The organism is Mucilaginibacter limnophilus (assembly GCF_004005815.1).
Classification (GTDB): Bacteria; Bacteroidota; Bacteroidia; order Sphingobacteriales; family Sphingobacteriaceae; genus Mucilaginibacter; species Mucilaginibacter limnophilus.
Genome location: NZ_SACK01000002.1, coordinates 356722 through 376640 on the forward strand (window position 1 = coordinate 356722; position 19919 = coordinate 376640).

Annotated in this window: 17 protein-coding genes; 9 read left to right on the forward strand and 8 right to left on the reverse strand. The window is 43.4% G+C overall.

Annotated elements, in window-relative coordinates; all coding sequences use genetic code 11:
- Window positions 1-10: 10 nt before the first annotated feature.
- Entirely contained in the window at window positions 11-610 is a 600-nt protein-coding gene (locus EOD41_RS05980) for a TetR/AcrR family transcriptional regulator (protein ID WP_127703889.1), read from the reverse strand.
- Between the two features lie 84 nt (window positions 611-694).
- Window positions 695-3280 carry an OstA-like protein gene (locus EOD41_RS05985; RefSeq protein ID WP_240663208.1) on the reverse strand — a complete coding sequence of 862 codons (2586 nt, stop codon included), beginning with the start codon at window positions 3278-3280 and terminating at the stop codon, window positions 695-697.
- A 51-nt stretch (window positions 3281-3331) separates the two neighbouring features.
- Between EOD41_RS05985 and tilS the strand changes: the two genes are divergently transcribed.
- From tilS to EOD41_RS06005, 4 genes are read left to right on the forward strand one after another with little or no spacing between them, the layout of a single operon-like run.
- Window positions 3332-4669: a tRNA lysidine(34) synthetase TilS gene (tilS, locus tag EOD41_RS05990; protein WP_127703890.1), complete on the forward strand. Its 1338-nt coding sequence runs from the start codon at window positions 3332-3334 to the stop codon at window positions 4667-4669.
- Complete coding sequence (locus EOD41_RS05995; protein WP_127703891.1) at window positions 4666-5148, forward strand: hypothetical protein; 483 nt, start codon at window positions 4666-4668, stop codon at window positions 5146-5148. Before tilS ends, EOD41_RS05995 begins: the two co-directional genes overlap by 4 nt.
- A 1-nt stretch (window position 5149) precedes the next feature.
- A complete protein-coding gene (locus EOD41_RS06000; protein WP_127703892.1) occupies window positions 5150-6139 on the forward strand; it encodes a hypothetical protein in 990 nt (329 codons plus the stop codon).
- A 39-nt stretch (window positions 6140-6178) separates the two neighbouring features.
- Complete coding sequence (locus tag EOD41_RS06005) at window positions 6179-7105, forward strand: cobalamin-binding protein (protein ID WP_127703893.1); 927 nt, start codon at window positions 6179-6181, stop codon at window positions 7103-7105.
- 190 nt (window positions 7106-7295) lie between these two features.
- Here EOD41_RS06005 and EOD41_RS06010 read toward each other — a convergent pair whose 3' ends face one another.
- The 3 genes from EOD41_RS06010 to EOD41_RS06020 form a co-directional block, all read right to left on the reverse strand.
- Window positions 7296-9368 carry a TonB-dependent receptor gene (locus EOD41_RS06010; RefSeq protein WP_164849893.1) on the reverse strand — a complete coding sequence of 691 codons (2073 nt, stop codon included), beginning with the start codon at window positions 9366-9368 and terminating at the stop codon, window positions 7296-7298.
- Window positions 9369-9438: 70 nt separating this feature from the next.
- Window positions 9439-10758 (reverse strand): PQQ-dependent sugar dehydrogenase, encoded by a 1320-nt coding sequence (locus tag EOD41_RS06015; protein ID WP_127703895.1) that lies wholly within the window; start codon window positions 10756-10758, stop codon window positions 9439-9441.
- A 74-nt stretch (window positions 10759-10832) separates the two neighbouring features.
- Window positions 10833-11354, reverse strand: a complete 522-nt coding sequence (locus EOD41_RS06020) for an NADPH-dependent FMN reductase (protein WP_127703896.1) — start codon at window positions 11352-11354, stop codon at window positions 10833-10835.
- A 208-nt stretch (window positions 11355-11562) separates the two neighbouring features.
- Here EOD41_RS06020 and EOD41_RS06025 point away from each other — a divergent pair, with 208 nt between their 5' ends.
- From EOD41_RS06025 to lepB, 5 genes are read left to right on the forward strand one after another with little or no spacing between them, the layout of a single operon-like run.
- Window positions 11563-12366, forward strand: a complete 804-nt coding sequence (locus EOD41_RS06025; protein WP_127703897.1) for a ParA family protein — start codon at window positions 11563-11565, stop codon at window positions 12364-12366.
- Window positions 12366-13274: a ParB/RepB/Spo0J family partition protein gene (locus tag EOD41_RS06030; RefSeq protein WP_127703898.1), complete on the forward strand. Its 909-nt coding sequence runs from the start codon at window positions 12366-12368 to the stop codon at window positions 13272-13274. Before EOD41_RS06025 ends, EOD41_RS06030 begins: the two co-directional genes overlap by 1 nt.
- Before the next feature lies 1 nt (window position 13275).
- A complete protein-coding gene (locus tag EOD41_RS06035; protein WP_127703899.1) occupies window positions 13276-13956 on the forward strand; it encodes a DUF5683 domain-containing protein in 681 nt (226 codons plus the stop codon).
- A 36-nt stretch (window positions 13957-13992) separates the two neighbouring features.
- Window positions 13993-14742: a 4-hydroxy-tetrahydrodipicolinate reductase gene (gene dapB, locus EOD41_RS06040; RefSeq protein ID WP_127703900.1), complete on the forward strand. Its 750-nt coding sequence runs from the start codon at window positions 13993-13995 to the stop codon at window positions 14740-14742.
- 32 nt (window positions 14743-14774) lie between these two features.
- Window positions 14775-15869: a signal peptidase I gene (gene lepB / locus EOD41_RS06045; protein WP_127703901.1), complete on the forward strand. Its 1095-nt coding sequence runs from the start codon at window positions 14775-14777 to the stop codon at window positions 15867-15869.
- Between the two features lie 46 nt (window positions 15870-15915).
- Here lepB and bshC read toward each other — a convergent pair whose 3' ends face one another.
- From bshC to ftsY, 3 genes are read right to left on the reverse strand one after another with little or no spacing between them, the layout of a single operon-like run.
- Window positions 15916-17499, reverse strand: coding sequence for a bacillithiol biosynthesis cysteine-adding enzyme BshC (gene bshC / locus EOD41_RS06050; RefSeq protein WP_127703902.1), 1584 nt, complete (start codon window positions 17497-17499; stop codon window positions 15916-15918).
- 47 nt (window positions 17500-17546) lie between these two features.
- Window positions 17547-18881, reverse strand: coding sequence for a 30S ribosomal protein S12 methylthiotransferase RimO (gene rimO, locus EOD41_RS06055; protein ID WP_127703903.1), 1335 nt, complete (start codon window positions 18879-18881; stop codon window positions 17547-17549).
- A gap of 23 nt (window positions 18882-18904) precedes the next feature.
- On the reverse strand, window positions 18905-19870 hold the full coding sequence (gene ftsY / locus EOD41_RS06060) for a signal recognition particle-docking protein FtsY (protein WP_127703904.1): 966 nt from the start codon (window positions 19868-19870) through the stop codon (window positions 18905-18907).
- Window positions 19871-19919: the final 49 nt, after the last annotated feature.

Genomic DNA, 19919 nt, shown 5'->3' on the forward strand with positions numbered 1-19919 from the left:
ATTGTTGTTACTAAGCAGGTGTCTTCTTAAGCGCTTTTATCACCAGTTCGCACGTTTGTGACATTATTTCTTCGGTTAACTTAAAATTCCTGCCTGCTATACTTTTTCCCTCATTATGAAAGCGTATCAGGTTGTACATAGGCGCATAAGCTACAGACCAGTATACTTCAAGCGGAAGAGGGTCTATTTCGCCACGCTCAATGGCATTATGCATAAACTTGCCCATTGCGTCTTTAAACTGGCTTACTATCGAGCCGTGTACTTTGTCCTGGTAAGTTGACGAACGCAGCTGTTCAAAAAACACGGCACTCATCGGGTTCTCAAGCAGTTGTTTGGTGCGGCTGCGCCATTGCTGGCGGATGCCTTCGGCAAAAGGTAATTCCGGATTGAAATCTGCCAGTATCTCATTGGTAAGCCGTGTCGCTTCCTCAATGGCCACCTGCACTATCAGGTCGTCCTTATCTTTATAATAGATGTATATTGTAGCTACCGAAATACCACAGGCTTTTGCCAGTTTATTGACACTAAAGCCCTCAAAGCCATCTTTTACCAAAAGCTCAATTGCTTTTTGTTTTACCAGTTGCTGCTTATCAGCATCCCTGTTACGCATGTGTTATTACTATCATGCATCAAAAATAAATGAATATTCATTCACTTAAAGAATTTATTTTAAATTCTTGTAAATAAGTGGTTTTTACTGAGTAACGCTATCACGTGGCGCTGGCGAATTGCCGTCAGGTGGTTTGTTGCGTGTAGTATCACGTACCGGTGGAACAGCGGGCATTATTACCGGAGCTGTATTTAACGTTCCATCAGCTACGCGGTTGCGGTTTACATCAGCCGAGTTTGACGGTACAACATTAATAACCGAATCCTTAGCTGCCCCCTGCTTTTTACCCGGGGTAACCTGCTGCATAACAGCCGGCGGATTGTTTGTGGCTGATGCAGGTTTGCCTTTAGCGGTAGATGTGTCCTGCTTTAATTTCTCGGCTGCGGCAGCTGCGGCTTTTTTCTTAGCTTCGGCAGCGGCTTCAGCCTGCGCAGCTATCCGGTTGGCAGCTTTTCGCCGTGCCGAATTGATGATAACTTCTTTTGAAACCGGTCGTTCCTTGGGCTTCCATATAAAGCCTTTAAGTATCCGTTCATCCTCGGTAAACTTACCAAGAGGGCCGTATTTTATATCAGGTTTCGACAGGAAAGTAAGGTTTGTAACCTTGTTGCTTTTCATCCGGATGCGCATACGGCTACTGAGTGATCGTTCCATACCACTGATCTTTTTCGTTGTACTATCCCTGGAGAAGTAAATACTCTCGGCATTGCCGTCCACATACATTAGTTCGAGCCGGCTTTCACGGAAAAAGCCTCTCATTTTTTTGCCGCCCACCTGGTTAAAGTGCGTGGAATCGTTCTGCTCGACATTTACAATGAAGGAATTAAGATAGATATCCATATTGTCCAGCTTCTTATTCTTCATCTGGAGGTTTATGGTATCGCCCGATAGCTGCGAACCCTGCGTCCACATCATTGGTTTAATGTAGCAGCGTATGGTTGAATCGGCGTTGCTGTAGAACATCGAATCGGCTTTTGCCTGCAGGTCAGATTTAAAAATCTTTGCATCATGATATGCGCTAATTAGCCTTACGCGGCTGGTATCGCTAAGCTTAACTTTGGTTGTAAGGTAAACCGAATCTACCCTGCCCGGTTTATTACCCAATCTGGCTGAACTATCGGCAGCAGTTTTCTTTTTAACTGAGTCCTGTGCAACCTTTTTAATGGTCGCGCTGTCAACCTTAGGCGCAGGTAAAAAACCAAAGAAATCGCGGTGCAGGTAAGTAGTATCCCAGAAAATCTTATACGGCACACCTTCCAAAACTTTCGGCGCGGTTTTATATACTATCGATTTCTTTTCCGTGGCGCGCGAAGCAGTATCACGGACGTTGGCTGTACGGCGCTTTTCCTGAAGTATCTTCAGATTTTTGTACGTCATTATTTGCGTTTCCAGCGTATCGGCGCTCATATACACCGAATCAACTTTAACACGCTCGCCTTTCTCATTTATCCTGTAAACAGTTTTATTCGGCGGAATTTTGCCGTTGTTTTTGGTACTCGGCTTTTTGGGCGGGGTAACTGTAGGTTTTTTACCCGTCGTTGTTGCGGTGGTTGGCTTTTTATTTACTGCACCCGGTGTACCTGCAGGTTTATTTATTACCGCCGAAGATGTGGCTTTTTTTACTATATCAGCCGGCAGGGGCTGTTTAGCTGAGGGAATAACCGCTTTCACAGTATTCTTCACCGTATCAAAAGCAGGCATTTTCAGGCTGTCGGCTTTCAGGGTGTCTGTTTTTAATAATGGTGCTTTTTTTGTCGTGCTGTCGGTTGAAGTGGAATCTTTTTCTTCTGTCACCAGCACCACATAAGCGTTTTGGGTTACTACTGTGCGCTCGTCCTTTTTATAGTAGGTGCCCAGGTCGCCCTTCAACACTACTTTTTGTTCCTTGTCTTCAAAAGTGATGTTTTTAACCGCGCGGCCATATCCTTTCAGCCTGTCGTAAAACAAGCTATCGCCTTTAAGTGATTTGGTGCCCTGCTTATATAAATTCTTTTTACCAAAGAAAGCCTGTTCTGTAATTGTATTGTACAAGCCGTTCTCGGTGTACAGGGTGTCTTTGTCTTTGGCCTTGCCGTAAATATTTGTCGGGCCGTAAAAGTATGAGATGCGTGACGTAGTGTTATATCGCATCGTATCGGTTTTTACTAACGCATCTGGTGTATTCAGGTTAACATCATACCTGAAATACGCATCACGTGAGTTGGCAAAGTAGTAGCCGTTCTTACTGGTTAGCGTATTGTCTTTATTAACCAGTTTACCGCCGCCGGTATAGGTGCCTATTTTAGATGCCGTGTTGTAGGTAAGGTAATCGGTAGTCAGCGTTGCATCCTTATCAACCATGCGCACATTGTTGGTCAGGATAGCCGTTTTGGTGTTGCCGTTGTAGTTTAGTTTATCAGCATAAACATTAATAGTATCGCCTTGCTGTATGTTTACGTTGCCAAAAGCGTCGAACATGTTATCCTGCGGGTAAAAGTAAGCGCTGTCTGACCGCAATATGGAGTAATCCTGCTGAAAGGTTCCATTGAACACCTTTACTACGTCTTTACCGCCGCGTTTTATGCCCTCGCTCCTGTCCGAACGGATAAGCCGCACTTTCGACTGCTTTTGCTGCGCCATGGCAGCAATAACTGTCAGCAGTAAACACAAACTTAAAAGGCATTTCTTCACGTTGGCAAAATTAGTTTTTTGCGGGGCTTATTAAATTAATAATTTTGATGTATGCTCCCCGTTAATAGCTTTATTCAATTTATTGAGCAGCACAACCTTTTTCAACCCGCCGACAGCATACTTGTTGCCGTTAGCGGAGGCATGGATTCGGTACTGCTTGCCAACCTGTTTAAAGCCGCGGGATACACGTTTGGCATAGCACACTGCAACTTCAGCCTGCGCGGCGATGAAGCCGACGCCGACCAGCAGTTTTGCAATAACCTTGCCCGGCAGCTTAATGTTTCCTTTCATACCGTTAATTTCAACACAAGCCGGTATGCCGACGAAAATAAGATATCCATCCAGATGGCTGCGAGGGAGTTAAGGTATGCATGGTTTGAGCAGGTAAGGCAGCAGCATGGCTACAGTGCCATTGCGCTTGGCCACCACAAGAACGACACTATTGAAACAATATTGTTAAACCTTACCCGCGGAACCGGCATTGCCGGCCTGCATGGCATTTTGCCTAAAAACGGCTTCCTGGTGCGGCCTCTGTTGTTTTTAGACAGGTATGAGATAGCGGGGTTTATTCAGCAGAAAAATTTAGCTTATGTGGAAGACAGCTCGAACAGTTCGGTTAAATATGCACGGAACAAACTGCGCCACGAGGTCATTCCGAAACTTAAAGAGCTTAACCCTAATCTTGAAAATACGTTTGAGAATAACCTGAGGCATTTCAGGGAACTTGAAACATTGCTTCAGCAAAAGGCAGATGAGGTGAAAGAAAAGTTATTTGTTCATCAGCATGATGAGATACATCTTCCAATTGATGATATAAAGAAACTTCAACCCCAGCGCCTGCTGCTGTTTACTGTTTTAAAAGAATACAGCTTTACCGAGTCATTAGTGGATGATATACTCGCCTCCCTTGACGCCCAACCGGGGAAGGTTTTTGAATCGGCAGACTATAAACTGGTGCTCGACCGAGGAAACTTTATCCTTGCCAAAAAAGAAAAGGCACCCCTCGTCGAAGTTTTGATAAACGAGTACGATATCGAAGCGGATATTGATGGCTACAAGCTGAATATCCTGCATGATAATTCGCCGCTTATTGTGAAAGATAATCCGTTGGCGGTTTCTGTTGATGCAGATAAGTTGATTTACCCGCTTACCGTACGCACCTGGCAGCAAAGTGATTTTTTTTACCCGCTGGGCATGAAAATGAAGAAAAAACTGAGCGATTTTTTTATTAATCAGAAAGTGCCTTTGCATAAAAAAGATAATATACCTCTGCTTGTAAACGGCAATGGTGATATTGTGTGGATAGGCGGATACCGCCCGGATGAAAGATATAAAGTAACCGCCGACACTAAAAAAGTTACTATATTCGAATTGTTTAAACTGATATGAGCGACAAACCGGTTTTTGTAGAAAAGCAGTACCTAGGCAGGGAATTTATCCCACTTACCATACGTTTGGTGCTGGCGTTATCGTGCTTTGCTGCTTATTTTGTTACCGGCTGGGGCAACCGTAACGGCGATCTGCTGATTGTAGTTGGCTTCGGTATCATCATCATTTCCATCATCATGGGCTTTTTGCTGCACTTTCGTACCAGGGTGCAAAATAAAAGTGTTTATCTGGATGGCCTGTGGACTACCCGGCTTGTAAAGATCGATCTGAACAGCATTGTAAAGGCTGAAAAAGGCACTTACAGCCGTTACCTGTTTAACAACCCGGTGTATAACCTGCACACCCGTGGTACCATACGTTTTTATGCCGGCGGCAAAGACGCCATTCACCTTACCGACCGTGACGGGCTTTTGTACATCATCGGCTCGCAGCACGCCAACGAACTTTTACGCGCTATACTTATCGAGATGAAAAGGTAGTATGAAAAGGATAGGATATTTTCTTTTTCTACTATTTTTATCGCTTTCTTGCTATGCGCAAACTACTGGGAATAATGTACAGTTAAGGCCTGATATAAGTAAATTAGCTAAAGAGATAGCTAAGGAAAACAGATGGATGAGCCGGGCAGTAGGTTATGCCGGTACCCGCCCCGCACAATGGGATAGATTTGAAAAATTGCGTGAGCAAGCATCACCGGTAGAATTACGGGCACTTACAGGACATGAAAACCCGGTAGTGAGATGTTATGCTTTTTATGCTCTTTCACTGAGTTTAGATACTGCTGTTTATACTATACTGTTAAATCATTTAACAGACACTTCAAAAGTTTCTACATTAATAGGGTGTTTAGGAAGTTCACAAAAAGTTGGCGATTTTTTCTATTCTAACGCCGCTGTATCAGGACGACAAAGATATGCGGTTGATAGTATTTTGCTTTTTAATGATTCAATCAATTTATATGCGAAATGGGAACTGCTAAATAAAATTAAGCCCGAACAGCGTTATTATCATCGTATTAAGGAACTCGCTTTATCTGCCGATTACCCGATAGCTATAGAAGCCCTGGCAAAATATCGTGATACTGCTGATGTTGAGATTATTAAAAAAGCGTTTAAAAAAGAAGGATGTGAAGGGTATGCTATAAGTGCTGCTATTGCATTTCCCGCCCCCGAATTTTATTCGTACTTAACAGCTTCTTTTGAAGAAGAGTGGAGTAGGAAGTCTTACAGTTACCCTAAGTGGAGGGCGTTGTATCAAGCATTGGCACAGTACCCTAATGAAAAAACGTTAAGCTTGTTTAACAAAACTCTTACAACCAAAGACAAATTCAAATATCAAACATTAAGCAAGTTTTTGCTTATCGCAATAACAAAATTCCCACACGAGTTATTTGAGCCATTAAATGCTAAAGTAAAACTGGACGATTATGAGATGGCTGAAGTTAAAGAGGAAATCAACCGGACATATTAGCCTTAGGAAAACTTATATTTGCAGGCTAATTTGCTTCAAATGTCCGATCTTAAAATCGTTTCCCTTCTTCCGTCAGCTACCGAAATTGTTTGTGCTTTAGGTCTTCAACACACCCTCGTTGGCCGTTCGCATGAGTGCGATTTTCCTGAAGAAGTGAAGCAACTGCCGGTTTGTACCGAAGCGCATATACCCGATGGCCTGAGCAGCGCGGATATCGATAAAAAGGTAAAAGAAATACTGGCCGATGCCTTATCGGTGTATTCTGTAAATCGTGAGGTGATTAAAGAATTGCAGACCGATGTGGTAATCACGCAGGCACAATGTGATGTATGCGCGGTGTCATTACCCGAAGTAGAGCAGGCTTTAACAGACTACCTTGACAAACCGGTGAAAATCATTTCGCTGCAGCCAAACAGTCTTGATGACATTCTGAATTATATCAAAGGTGTCGCTACAGCCTTAAATGTATCACAGCAAGGCGAACAATTAGTTGAAGACCTGCAGGAGCGCATTGACATCATCAGGCATAAGCTAAAGTTTATTGAAACCAAGCCAACCGTTGCATGTATTGAGTGGCTGGAACCGCTGATGATATCAGGCAACTGGGTGCCCGAACTGGTAAGCCTTGCAGGCGGTGAGCCTGTTTTAGCTGTAACAGGAAAACATTCCCCTTACGTTAATTGGGACGATATTGTTGCTGCTAATCCCGACATTATTGTGGTGATGCCCTGCGGTTTCGGTATTGAGCGAACCATGCGCGAAATGGGGCTGCTGTTGCAGCAAACCAGCTTTGCCGACTTAAAAGCCGTAAAAAATAACCGCCTGTACATTGCCGATGGTAACCAGTATTTTAACCGCCCGGGTCCGCGGATTGTTGATTCGGTAGAAATACTGGCCGAAATCATCAACCCTAAGCAATTCATCTTTGGTTACGAAGGAAATGGCTGGGTGAAGTTTGCGGTGTAAAGCCCCTCCGGCCTTCCTGAAGGGGGAGCATTTGTATGTCGAACACTAATTTGAATGATAAATGCCGGATAGGGCCATCCATCCTGTCATTCGAACGACAGTGAGAAATCTTTTGAAAGTGAATGACTGCAAATGCATATTGCAGAAGAGTTCTCCTCAAACCTCGTCGAAATGATATTTACTTTTCACTTTATAAACCAAGGTTCATCCCCACACTATAATTCCGTAACGGAGCCGGATTAAAATAGCGGTTACCAATAGCGTTTAAGTCGTTACCTAAGCTGTATTTTTGGTTAAGGATATTATCAGCACCGGCAAAAAGCTCAAGCTTTGTTTTGCCGAATGTATGCTGCCAGCCGGCACGCGCCTGCAGCAAGTGATATTTTGCTGCATAAACGGTATTGGCATCATTAAGCGGGATTGCGCCTGTAAAATTATGCTGCACAAACAGGTAAAGGTTCCGCTGGAATAGTATCTGCACATTACTAACCACCACACGCTGCGGTGTACCGGTAAGCTTATTACCGGAGTAATTGTTGGCTGCGTCGGCATAATCATCAAACTTAAATTTGCTGAAAGTATAGGCGGTGTTAAACTTTACTCCGTTAATAACCCCTGTTCCGTTGCTATATAGCCAACTATTAAACTCTACTTCAACTCCCGGCTGGGTTGTGCCCCCGGCGTTAACATAGTATTCGGTTTCATCTGCTTGTTTGCGGGCGACAATGGCGTTGCGCAGCTTATAATAAAATGCTGATACATCTACCCATGTTTTGCCATCCTGTGTGCGCCAGCGGAAACCGGTTTCATAATTCCAGCCGAACTGCGGGTTAAGCATGGTATTTACGATGTTACTGCTTGGCCGAATTTCTAAATTGGTAGGCGATGAATATCCCCGGCTTATCGACGCGCGCCAGGTGAAATTGTCAGTGATAAGATATGAAAGCGCCAACCGCGGCATTAGTTGTGCGTCAAAGTCTTTGTCTGAAAAGCCTGCTTCGTTAAACGGATAAATATTCTTAAAGCGGAATTTGAAGTAATTTACGCTTAAAGCCGCCTCAAGCTGAAGCTTTTTATAAATAGTAGCCGCATAGCGGGTAAATATAAAATGCTGGTTGGTGTTCAGTTTGTCAATCGCTTGCCTGTCGCCACGCTCGCCACTGTTGTTGTCGTAATTACTAATGTCTGAATTGGTTTGTTGCCATTCTACGCCCAGGTTCAGGTGCCAGTCGAAATTAGCCTGTGGTACCGCACTGTACTCAAAATAGGTACGCAGGCCATAAGTGTCCTCGTCTCGGCGCTCGTAATTGGTAATAAACGGATTGGCAAAATCAACATGGTTACCAAATACTGTAGCTACATTTTTAAAGCGGTTGTTAATGTGCCATTCGTTAACCAAACCGCCGAAATACATTTTTTGCCTGATCTCGATCTGCTGACTTATCGCACCGCCAATAGCAGGCGTGGCAGGTCTTGCTGCTCGCGGGTTGACTTCCATTTGAGCAAGTGTTAAGCCGCCGGGCGTTTGGTAGTTTAAATCACTGTAAAAGGCCAGTGCTCTCAGCTCATTATTATTCTGCCCGTAGGTAAGTTTATCATTAATGTTCACAAAATGGCGGTACATGTAACTATGCTCCCGGTACCCACCATAGCTTTGATAGGCTTGATTTACACCCAGTTGGTTCTTACCTGTTTGATTTTGCACGGTTACGTTTTCGTGGAATAAGCCATACGAGCCGGTGGTGATGCCAACAGTAGCCGAATTGCTATCGATATTGGAAAAAGGATTGAATATGACTACACCGCCTGTATTGGCGCCAAACAGGCTGCCATCGGGGCCTTTTAGTATCTCGATACTTCTGATGGAGTTAAAATCAAGCGCGTTTAAATAAGTATTGCCGCCCGCGTCGGTAAGCGGTATTTCATCATAGTAAACTTTAATATTACGTACCCCGAAAGGCGAGCGTAGTAAACTTCCCCGCACCGAAAGCCTGTAACTTCCGGGTGAACGCTCTTCGGCTCTTATCCCCGGCACGGTATTAAGTGCCGGGATAAATGAGTTGTCGGGCTGTAGCTTTAGTTCCGAAGAACCAATTACACTAACCGAGGCAGGAGAACTAAGCAAAGGCTGTTCAGAAAGATAACCTTTTATAGTTACCTCTTTTAACCTGCGAACAGTGTCGGTTACAGGTTTATTAGTTTGAGCGTTTGCATTACCAATTAGCAAAACAGCAGTTAAAAAAGCGATGGATAGTTTATACACAATAGATTGTTATGAAACAAAAATAGGCCATAAATTGAAATAACAATCGATTGCACTTGTAATATCCCTGTTATTTTGCAGCTACCCGCCATATGCGGTTAGAGGCATCGTCGGTAACCAGTATCGAGCCATCTTTTAAGACACCTATTTCTACAGGGCGACCATAAACATCACCTTTTTCAGCGTCTGCAATAAAGCCGGTTAAAAAGTCTTCAAGTTTTCCGGTAGGCTTGCCGTTTTTAAAAGGCGCGAAAACTACTTTATAGCCAACCCATTTTGAGCTGTTCCACGAGCCGTGCTGGCCTATAAAAATGCCGTTTTTGTATTTTTCAGGAAATTTATCTCCGTTATAAAATGCCAAACCAAGAGAAGCCGTATGCGAACCAACTGCCAGATCGGGTACCAGTGTCTTCTTTACCAATTCAGGTTTTTTTGGCCCTTTAAATGATGGATCTTCATGCTGGCCGAAATAGGCATAAGGCCAGCCATAAAATCCGCCTTCCTGCACAGCGGTTACATAATCGGGTACCAGTTCGTCGCCAAGTTTATCGCGTTCGTTAACGGCTACGTATAATTTTCCGTCGGCAGGGTTCCAGTCCATCCCAACAGGATTACGCAAGCCGGCAGCATAAATGCGCTCACCCGATCCGTCTGGATTTATTTCAAGGATATTGGCACGCCGTATCTCGTTGCTCATGCCATGCTCGGCAACGTTACTGCCCGATCCTACTGATATAAAAAGCTTTTTACCATCCTTGCTCGACAGTAAGTTACGTGTCCAGTGGTTATTATAACCACCTGCAGGCAGGTCGATGATCATTTTGCCTGGGACGTTTATTTTAGTTTGGCCTGCTTTATATGGGTAACGCCATACGCCATCGGTATTAGCTACATAAAACCAGTTACCAATAATTTCAATACCATAAGGCTGATTAAGTCCCTTCAGGAAAACTGTTTTCAGATCATATTTTCCGTCGCCATTGGTATCCCTGAAAAGCAGGATATCATTAGCGCTTTTACCCATATTTTGTGATTTGATAACGCCCTTCACTGCCGCTCCAACTTTTTTCACACCTTTAGCTTCGGTATTAGCCTCGCTTATAAAAATATCACCGTTAGTGGCTACATAAATATTTCGCGGGTTGCGCAAGCTATCAGCAAACAGGCTTACAGTAAATTCTTCGGGAGCAACAGGCGTCTTGCCTTGCGGCCAGCCTATTACATTACTGTATTTTTGTGCCGATTCTGTTTCGTATGGTGCAGGTAAATCAACCTGCTGACTGGTTTTGGTAGCCGTTGTGTCAGCATCGTTATGATTGGCTTTCTTATTATCCTTACAGCCGGCAAAAGCAATTCCTGCCAGCAGGGCAGCAATCAGCAAATTCTTCATAGTTAAATAGTGTAAAAAACAATTACTTAACTATCGGGAAAATTATTTGTTTGAACAGATGGTTTAATAGGCTGTTAAAACTTGATTAGCTTATCTATCTGCTCTTCGGTAAACTTAAAAGTATCAGGCTTAAAAATATCAGCTTCTTCGTTTAGTTCGGTTCTTACCAAAGGAATATGGATTTTTAACGGAAGCACGTGCAGATGCATATAGTTGCATACCCCGGTAAAATGGTCAACTCCACGAATGTTACCATACCTGCCTGATGATACACCTACTAAAGCAGCCTTTTTTTCGTAAAAACTATCGGGCCAGGCACAGGCATCTACAAATGTCTTCAGCACGCCGGGAAAACTGCCATTATATTCAGGAATAATAAACACAAACTTTTCGGCACGGGTTACCATGTCTTGTATAGGCATAAAGGCTTCGCTTCGCTTGCCGTAAAGGTCGGTTGCTATAAGGGTGTCCGGCAAATCTTCCAAAGACAATAACTCGGCTTCAGCGCCTTTTTCACGCAGCCTTTTAATGTAATATTTTGCCAGTTTAAGGGTTGAGCTTCCGGCTCTGTTTGTTGATGAGATAACAAGTATCATTATACATAAATAACGGGCGCTTTACAGTAGTTTAACCTGTTTGTTGGTAAATTGCCCGGCTGTTAATTTGTTTGTAAGTTGGCTTTTCCTGTGGATTTCTCAATTATATAATTGCGTATCTTAGCATCCGGTAAAAAACCTTTACGAAGGTAGAATTTATGTTTCTATTGTTCGTTATTATAAGTCTATTGTAAAGTAAAAATACGGAATGAGTAAAATAATAGCCTTAGCCAACCAGAAAGGCGGCGTAGGAAAAACTACATCATCTATAAATTTAGCGGCCAGTTTAGCCGTTCTTGAATATAAAACCCTGCTTGTTGATGCCGACCCGCAGGCTAACTCCACATCAGGTATCGGGTTTGACCCGCGTGCCATAAAAAACAGTATTTACGAATGCATTATTAACCAGGTTGACCCGCGCGAGGCCATACAAAAAACCGAAACGCCCAACCTCGACCTGCTGCCTGCCCATATCGATCTTGTCGGAGCCGAAATCGAGATGATCAACCTTGCCGGTCGCGAGTATAAAATGAAAGAGATTTTAGGTAGCGTGAGGGATGAGTATGACTTTATTATTATTGATTGCTCACCATCGTTAGGTTTGATCACAATTAACGCGCTTACGGCTGCCGACTCAGTTATTATCCCGGTACAATGCGAGTACTTTGCCCTTGAAGGTTTAGGCAAGTTGTTAAATACCATCAAAATTGTACAATCACGCCTAAATACTGCTCTTGAGATTGAAGGCATATTGCTTACCATGTATGATGTAAGGCTTCGCTTAAGCAACCAGGTGGTTGAAGAGGTGCGTACGCATTTTGAGGATATGGTTTTTGATACTATTATTCAGCGTAATACCCGCCTTAGCGAGGCGCCAAGTTTTGGTGTATCGGTAATTATGCACGATGCTAATTCAAAAGGCGCTATAAATTACCTTAATCTTGCCCGTGAAATCGTCAGAAAAAACGGCTTAATTAAAAACGAATTACAGGAATCAACAGAAACAGTATAATGAGTGCAGAGAAAAGAAAAGCCCTGGGAAAAGGATTAAGCGCCCTGTTAAATGATTCTGTTGAAGTAAACCAAAATAAAAGATCAACCCCTGTTAGCGAGCCTTCAGAAACGGCAGGCTTGGGTTCGATATCTGAAATAAAGATCAATCAGGTAGAGGTGAACCCTTTTCAGCCACGTACCGAGTTTGATGATCAGGCACTGGCCGAACTGTCTGATTCGATAAAAAAGCAGGGGCTTATTCAGCCTATTACCGTACGTAAGGCAGGCGCTAACAAGTATCAACTTATATCAGGTGAGCGCCGTTTACGCGCTTCAAAACTGGCCGGTTTAACTGATATTCCTGCTTATATACGTACCGCTAACGACCAGCAGATGCTGGAAATGGCGCTTATCGAAAATATCCAGCGTGAAAACCTGAATGCCATTGAGGTGGCGCTTAGTTTTCAGCGAATGATTGATGAATGTAACCTGAAACAAGAAGAACTTGGCGAACGTGTGAGCAAAAACCGCTCAACTGTTACCAACTATCTGCGTCTGTTAAAATTACCACCGGCCATACAGGCGTCACTGCGAGACGGGCAGATCACTATGGGACATGCCAAGGCGTTAATAAGTGTTGACGATCCGGCTCAACAATTATTTTTCCATCAGTATATTATTCAGCATGATCTTTCCGTTCGTAAAACGGAAGAGATGGTTAGGGATATGCAGCGTAATCCGGTAAAGAAGGAAGGAAAGCAGCCCGAGCCGTTAAGCTATCACATACAAAAAATTCAGGATGAACTGGCAACCAAGTTTAGCACACAGGTTAAACTTAAGGTTAACGGGCAGGGAAAAGGCAGCATCGAAATACCTTTTCTTTCGGAAGACGACCTTGGCCGCATACTGGAAATGCTTGACTGGTAAAATGTATAAACGCCTTTTTTTGATCTGCTTTATTACTGTGTGCTGCTTTGCTGTAAAAGCACAGGACGCGGATACGTCTGCAGTTAAACCGGCTATTGACAGTACTACCATTAAAGAAGATGCAAAAAAATCACCGGCGTTTGTACCGAAGATCACCAAAGAAAGAAAATACAATCCGGATAGTACCCACAGCCCGCGTAAGGCGGTTATGCATTCGTTAATGATACCCGGATGGGGGCAAGTTTATAATAAAAAATGGTGGAAAGTACCGGTTATCTACACCGGGCTTGGATTATTAGGCGCGGCCATAGTTTTTAATCAAAAGAATTATAACGAAACACTTGCAATAGCCAAATACAGGCAGCGCGGCATACAACCGTCGCCAGGAGATCGTTATTATGATAAATACCAGTTGTATGCTGAAAATAACGTGAGTGATGCCTATATTAATAATGCGGTAGACCTTTACAGGCGAAACCGTGACCTGAGTATTTTAGGTGTATTAGGTGCATGGGGAATTCAAATGATTGATGCTTATGTTGATGCCAAGTTTATCCACTCATACACCATGGATAACGATTTGTCATTTAAAATCAGCCCAGGACTTATTGATCAGCCAATGTATGCAGGCAGTTTTAACGGCCCGTATATTCCGGGGATAAAAGTTACCTTTGCCTTTTAAACATAAAGCAGTTTATTTGCTTTAAAATAACACTGTATGAAAATTGCCTTACTGGGTTACGGGAAAATGGGTAAAATCATTGAAAAGATTGCCCTCGACCGTAAACACGAAATCGTACTAAAAATAGATTACGATAACTTACACGACCTAACTACCGAAAACCTGCAAAAAGCGGATGTTGCCATTGAATTTTCTACACCTGCATCGGTATTAACAAATATCGAAGCCTGTTTTAATGCTGGTGTACCAATAGTAGTTGGTACTACTGGCTGGTATGAGCATATCGCCGAATTGAAGCAGCAATGTGAAGCAACAAACGGTACCATGCTTTACGGTTCTAATTACAGTGTGGGTGTAAATCTATTTTTTAAGGTGAACCAGTATCTGGCAAAAATTATGAACAACTACCCATACTATGATGTGCAGGTAGAAGAAATACACCATACACAAAAGCTCGATTCGCCAAGCGGAACAGCTATTACTATTGCCGAAGGTATACTGGATAATATCAGCGGTAAAAAAGAGTGGACAAATGTTCTGGTAACCGATAACGAAGAACCTGCTGACATTACCAGGCCCGACCAGTTGCTTATTGAATCGCACCGTATTGAAAGCGTGCCGGGTACACACACAGTAATTTATGATTCGGAAGTGGATACCATTGAATTTAAGCATACCGCGCATAACCGCAATGGTTTTGCCTTAGGTGCCGTACTGGCTGCCGAGTGGGTACAGCATAAAAAAGGATTTTATACTGTGCATGACATGTTTAATTTTACCCTTTGATTTTAATACGTTTACACGTTTTTATATAAATAATGAACTGGAGATTCTGGAGAAAAAAAGACTCTAAAAAGAAAAGGAGCGCTACCCGCGAATGGGTTGACGCCATCATATTCGCTGTTATAGCTGCTACTTTAATACGTACGCTGTTTATTGAAGCCTATACCATACCTACGCCATCAATGGAACGTTCGCTGCTTGTTGGCGACTTTCTGTTTGTAAGTAAAGTGAACTACGGCGCACGTACACCTATGACACCCATTGCTTTCCCTTTTGCCCACCATACTATGCCTATACTTGGCACAAAAGCTTACTGGGATGGCATAAAACTACCTTACTACCGTTTGCCCGGATTAAGCGATATTAAAAAGGGCGATGTGGTGGTATTCAATTATCCAATGGAAGCCGATTCACCGTACTACCGCCCGGTTGATAAACGTGAAAATTACATTAAGCGTTGCCAGGGTACGCCGGGCGATACACTGAGTGTGGTTGACGCGCAGGTATTTATTAACGGAAAAGCTGCTGAAAATCCACCTGAAGGGCAGATAGATTATGCTATAAATCCAAGCGACGCCAGTATTAATCCCGCTATATTAGATGAGCTGAAAGTATCATATTACGATAGCAGGGGCATACCTACCATGACAGCTGCCGCGGCACAAAAACTCCGTACCTACTCAAATATTAAATCAGTAACGCCACTTATAGCCGCTAAAAACGAGGTTGATCCAATGTATCCGGTTTTTCCAAACGACCCGCATTTCCAATGGAATGCCGACAACTACGGGCCTGTGATAGTGCCTAAAAAAGGATGGACGGTAAAACTGGATAGCCTGACACTGCCTATTTACAAGCGCGCCATTGAGGTGTATGAAGGTAATAAACTTGAAGTAAACGGCAACCAGATTACCATTAACGGTAAACGTACCAATAGCTATACCTTTAAAATGAACTATTACTGGATGATGGGTGATAACCGTCACAACTCACTCGACTCGCGCTTTTGGGGTTTTGTGCCTGAAGACCATATTGTAGGCAAAGCCCTTTTCATCTGGATGAGTTGGGATTCTGAAGCGTCATTCTTCAACAAGATACGTTGGAGCAGATTGTTCAGGGGGGTACATTAAGCAAGAAAATCACATAAAATAAAAAGCTGCCCCGAAGGGCAGCTTTTTATTTTTCGGTCAGAACCGTAAACTTAAAATCGAGCGGTTCAAAGTGCCGTATCAGTTCGTCAATAAACTCCTGTCCCCATTTTACATAGAACAAGCCGAAGTTTTCCGAACGTTCCTGTAAGCTGTTTTTGGGGAATAAATCAGCCTTTATCTGGTCGATCTGTTCAAGACGGGTATAGTAATTTTGCTTCTCTGCTTTAACCAGTTTCTTCTCCAGGTTATCTACAGCATGTTTCAAACGCGCCTGTGTGGCCTCGGCTGCCGGTGCCAGCGTTGGATCTATCTTATAAGAACGCAGTTTTATCTTTTCAAATACGCTTTTTAATTCACGCCATTCTTCCTTCAGGCTAAGCTCGTGCTCACTGTGTTTTTTAACCCATTCATTTTTAATAATATCGGCAGGCTTAAAAATATCTATAGGAGCAAGTGCCATGCGCTCAATTTTTGAAGCGGGTTTTTTAGGCACTACCAATCCCGAATTACGCAATATGAGTATCGGAAAATCAATGCCGTAAAAATCAAAGTTCGATTTTAATTCAAGCCAGTACACTACTTCGGCGCCACCGCCTATATAGGCAATGTTAGGCAGGATATACTCCTGGTACAATGGGCGCATTACCACATTCGGACTGAACCTTTCAGGGTATGCTGCTATTTCTTCTTTAAGTTGCGCTTCGGTAAAAGCGGTTTCAGTATTTAAAACTTTGTATAAATTGTCCTCAAAAACAATGCGTTCCCGCAAGCCATCAAGCAGGTAAAAGAAGTTGATTTCACGAGGGTTAACCTGTATATCAACATCAAGTTGCTGTAGCTTCTGGTTCGTTTCATTTATGTGCTTGAAGCTATTTTGCTCAATAATATCCTGCTCAATAATGTTAGCAAACTGCTGCTTAAAACGGCGGTCGTCAGCATCAATAATTACTAAGCCATGCTTTTCAAATAAGGCATGCACCAGATAACGCGTGGCATCAGCAAGTTTATCAAAACCGGCATAAGCTTTTTCAACTATATCAGCAAGTTCTTCTGCATGGTTTTCAAGCCCTAAAACCCCTTTATATTGGTTAAGCGCCTGGCGCATGGTATCAGGGTTAATACGCCCGGTAGCGCCCGAAGCATCGTACCACCAATGCACTTTTTTGCCGCCTATGTTGGTGTAGTTGATCTCCGCAAAGTCGTGATCCTCTGACGCCATCCAGTACACCGGTACAAAATTTTTATCAGGAAACTTTTCTTTTAACTGCCGCGAGAGCTTAATAGCAGTAGCTATCTTGTAAAGAAAATACAGAGGACCTGCAAAAATATTAAGCTGGTGGCCGGTGGTTATTGTATAGGTATTATCAGATAACAACAGCTCGACGCCTGCCGGACTGTCTGCACCAATCCGCGTGTATTGCTCGGTAAGAATATCAGCCAGCAATTGCCTGTCGGCTATTACTTTTTTATTTTTCAGCAATGCTGAAAACCCATCAAAAGTTGGGCGATAACCGTAAAACGGACGTAGCTCCGGAGCATCGTCCAGGTAATCAATAACCGTTTTAGAAAAGTATCCGGTGTCTTTATAGCTTATACAATGGGCGTCCATTAGTGCCAAAAGTAAGCGATTAGATGAAATATAGGGTAAGATTAATTCTATTTTACAATCCGTCCATAAAGGTCGAAGTCTTCGGCGCTGTCAATTTTTACATTTACAAAGCTGCCTGTTGCCGCGTAATCCAAACTTGCATCAATCAATACCTCATTATCTACTTCCGGTGAGTCGTATTCAGTGCGGCCAACAAAGTAGCCGCCATCCTTTTTGTCGATGAGTACTTTATAAGTATTGCCAACTTTCTCCTGGTTTTTTTCAAACGAGATGCCTTGCTGTATTTCCATAATGGCATCAGCACGTTCCTGCTTTATTTCGTCAGGTACGTCGTCAATCAAGGTATGGGCGTGGGTTTTTTCTTCGTGAGAGTAAGTAAAACAACCTAAACGGTCGAAACGGGTATCTTCCACCCATTGCGCCATTTCCTCAAAGTCCTGTACGGTTTCACCCGGATAACCGGTTATTAATGTAGTCCGCAGGGCGATATCAGGCACTTTATCGCGGATAGCATTCACCAAGTCGGTAGTTTTTTGTTTGGTTATGCCGCGGCGCATCGATTTCAGCATGTTATCGCTGATGTGCTGCAAAGGCATATCCAGATACTTGCAAACGTTTTCACGCTCGTTCATTACATCCAGCACTTCAATTGGGAAGCCCGAAGGGTAGGCATACTGCAAACGGATCCACTCTACACCGTTCACGTCAGACAAGCGGCGAATCAGCTCATCAAGATTACGTTTACCATAAAGATCAAGGCCATAATAGGTCAAGTCCTGCGCAATTAATATAAGCTCACGTGTGCCATTTTTAACAAGGTTTTTCGCCTCGGCAACCAGTTCATCCATTGGCTTGGTTACGTGCTTGCCGCGCATCAGCGGAATAGCACAAAACGAGCATGGGCGGTTGCAGCCCTCTGCAATTTTGAAGTATGCAAAGTGCGAAGGGGTGGTAAGCAAGCGCTCGCCAATCAGTTCATGGCGGTAATTTGCGCCTATATTGCTAAGGATATTCTGTAAGTCGTTAGTGCCAAAGTAGGCATCAACATTGGTAATTTCAGCTTCAAGTTCGGGTTTGTAGCGCTCAGAAAGGCATCCCGTAACGATAACCTTTCCAACCTTCCCTTGCTCTTTAAGCTCGCTGTATTGTAGTATGGTATCTATAGACTCCTGCTTGGCGTTGTCAATAAAACCACAGGTGTTAATTACAATGATATCATCGCTGCTTACCTTATCTGCCTCGTGCACCACATCAAAACTGTTTCCCTTCAGTTGGCCCATCAAAACTTCCGAATCGTAGATGTTTTTCGAGCAGCCTAAAGTCACTACGTTTACACGAGGTTTTGATGTTTTTGTAATTTGGTTAACTTCTTTTGTACGCATTATCTCTTTCTCTTCGTCTGTTGCTATCCTTTAAACAAACTATCTACAAACCCTTTTCGGTCAAAAAGCTGCAAGTGCTCAATTCCCTCACCCACACCTATATATTTAACAGGAATCTTAAACTGATCTGATATCCCTATCACAACACCGCCTTTGGCTGTACCGTCAAGCTTGGTTAAAGCCAGGGCATTTACTGCTGTGGCTTCGGTGAATTGCTTGCATTGTTCAATGGCGTTTTGGCCTGTTGATGCGTCAAGCACCAGCAATATCTCATGCGGAGCGCCGGGCACTACCTTTTCCATTACATTTTTAATCTTGGTAAGCTCGTTCATCAGGCCTACCTTGTTATGTAAACGGCCGGCGGTATCAATAATTGCCACGTCGTCGCCGTTGGCTACTGCTGATCGTAAGGTATCGTACGCTACAGAGGCAGGGTCGCTGCCCATAGCCTGTGCTACAACTTTAACGCCCACACGTTCGCCCCAAAGCTTTATTTGGTCAACAGCCGCCGCGCGGAAGGTATCAGCTGCACCCAATACCACCTGGTTACCTGCTTGTTTCAGTTTATGGGCAAGCTTACCTATTGTTGTCGTTTTACCTACACCATTTACTCCCACCACCATAATTACATAGGGTTTGTGGCTGCCGTATTCAAAATTTGAAAAATCGTTGCTGTTATTTTCGGCAAGCAGTTGCTGTATTTCGTCGCGAAGTAAAGTATGCAGTTCTGATGTGCTTACATATTTATCGCGGGCAACGCGGGCTTGTATGCGCTCAATAATCTTCAGGGTAGTGGTTACGCCAACATCTGATGTTACCAGCACCTCTTCAAGGTCGTCAAGCACATCATCATCAACGGTTGATTTACCGGCAACAGCACGGGTTATCTTGCTGAAGAAGCTGTCTTTTGTTTTTTCCAGCCCCGTATCAAGCGCCTGCTGCTCTTGTGCAGTATTCTCTTTTTTCTTAAAAAAATCAAATAAACCCATATTACGATATGCAGATGTGTGTATTTGCAAATGTGCAGATAAAGCTATT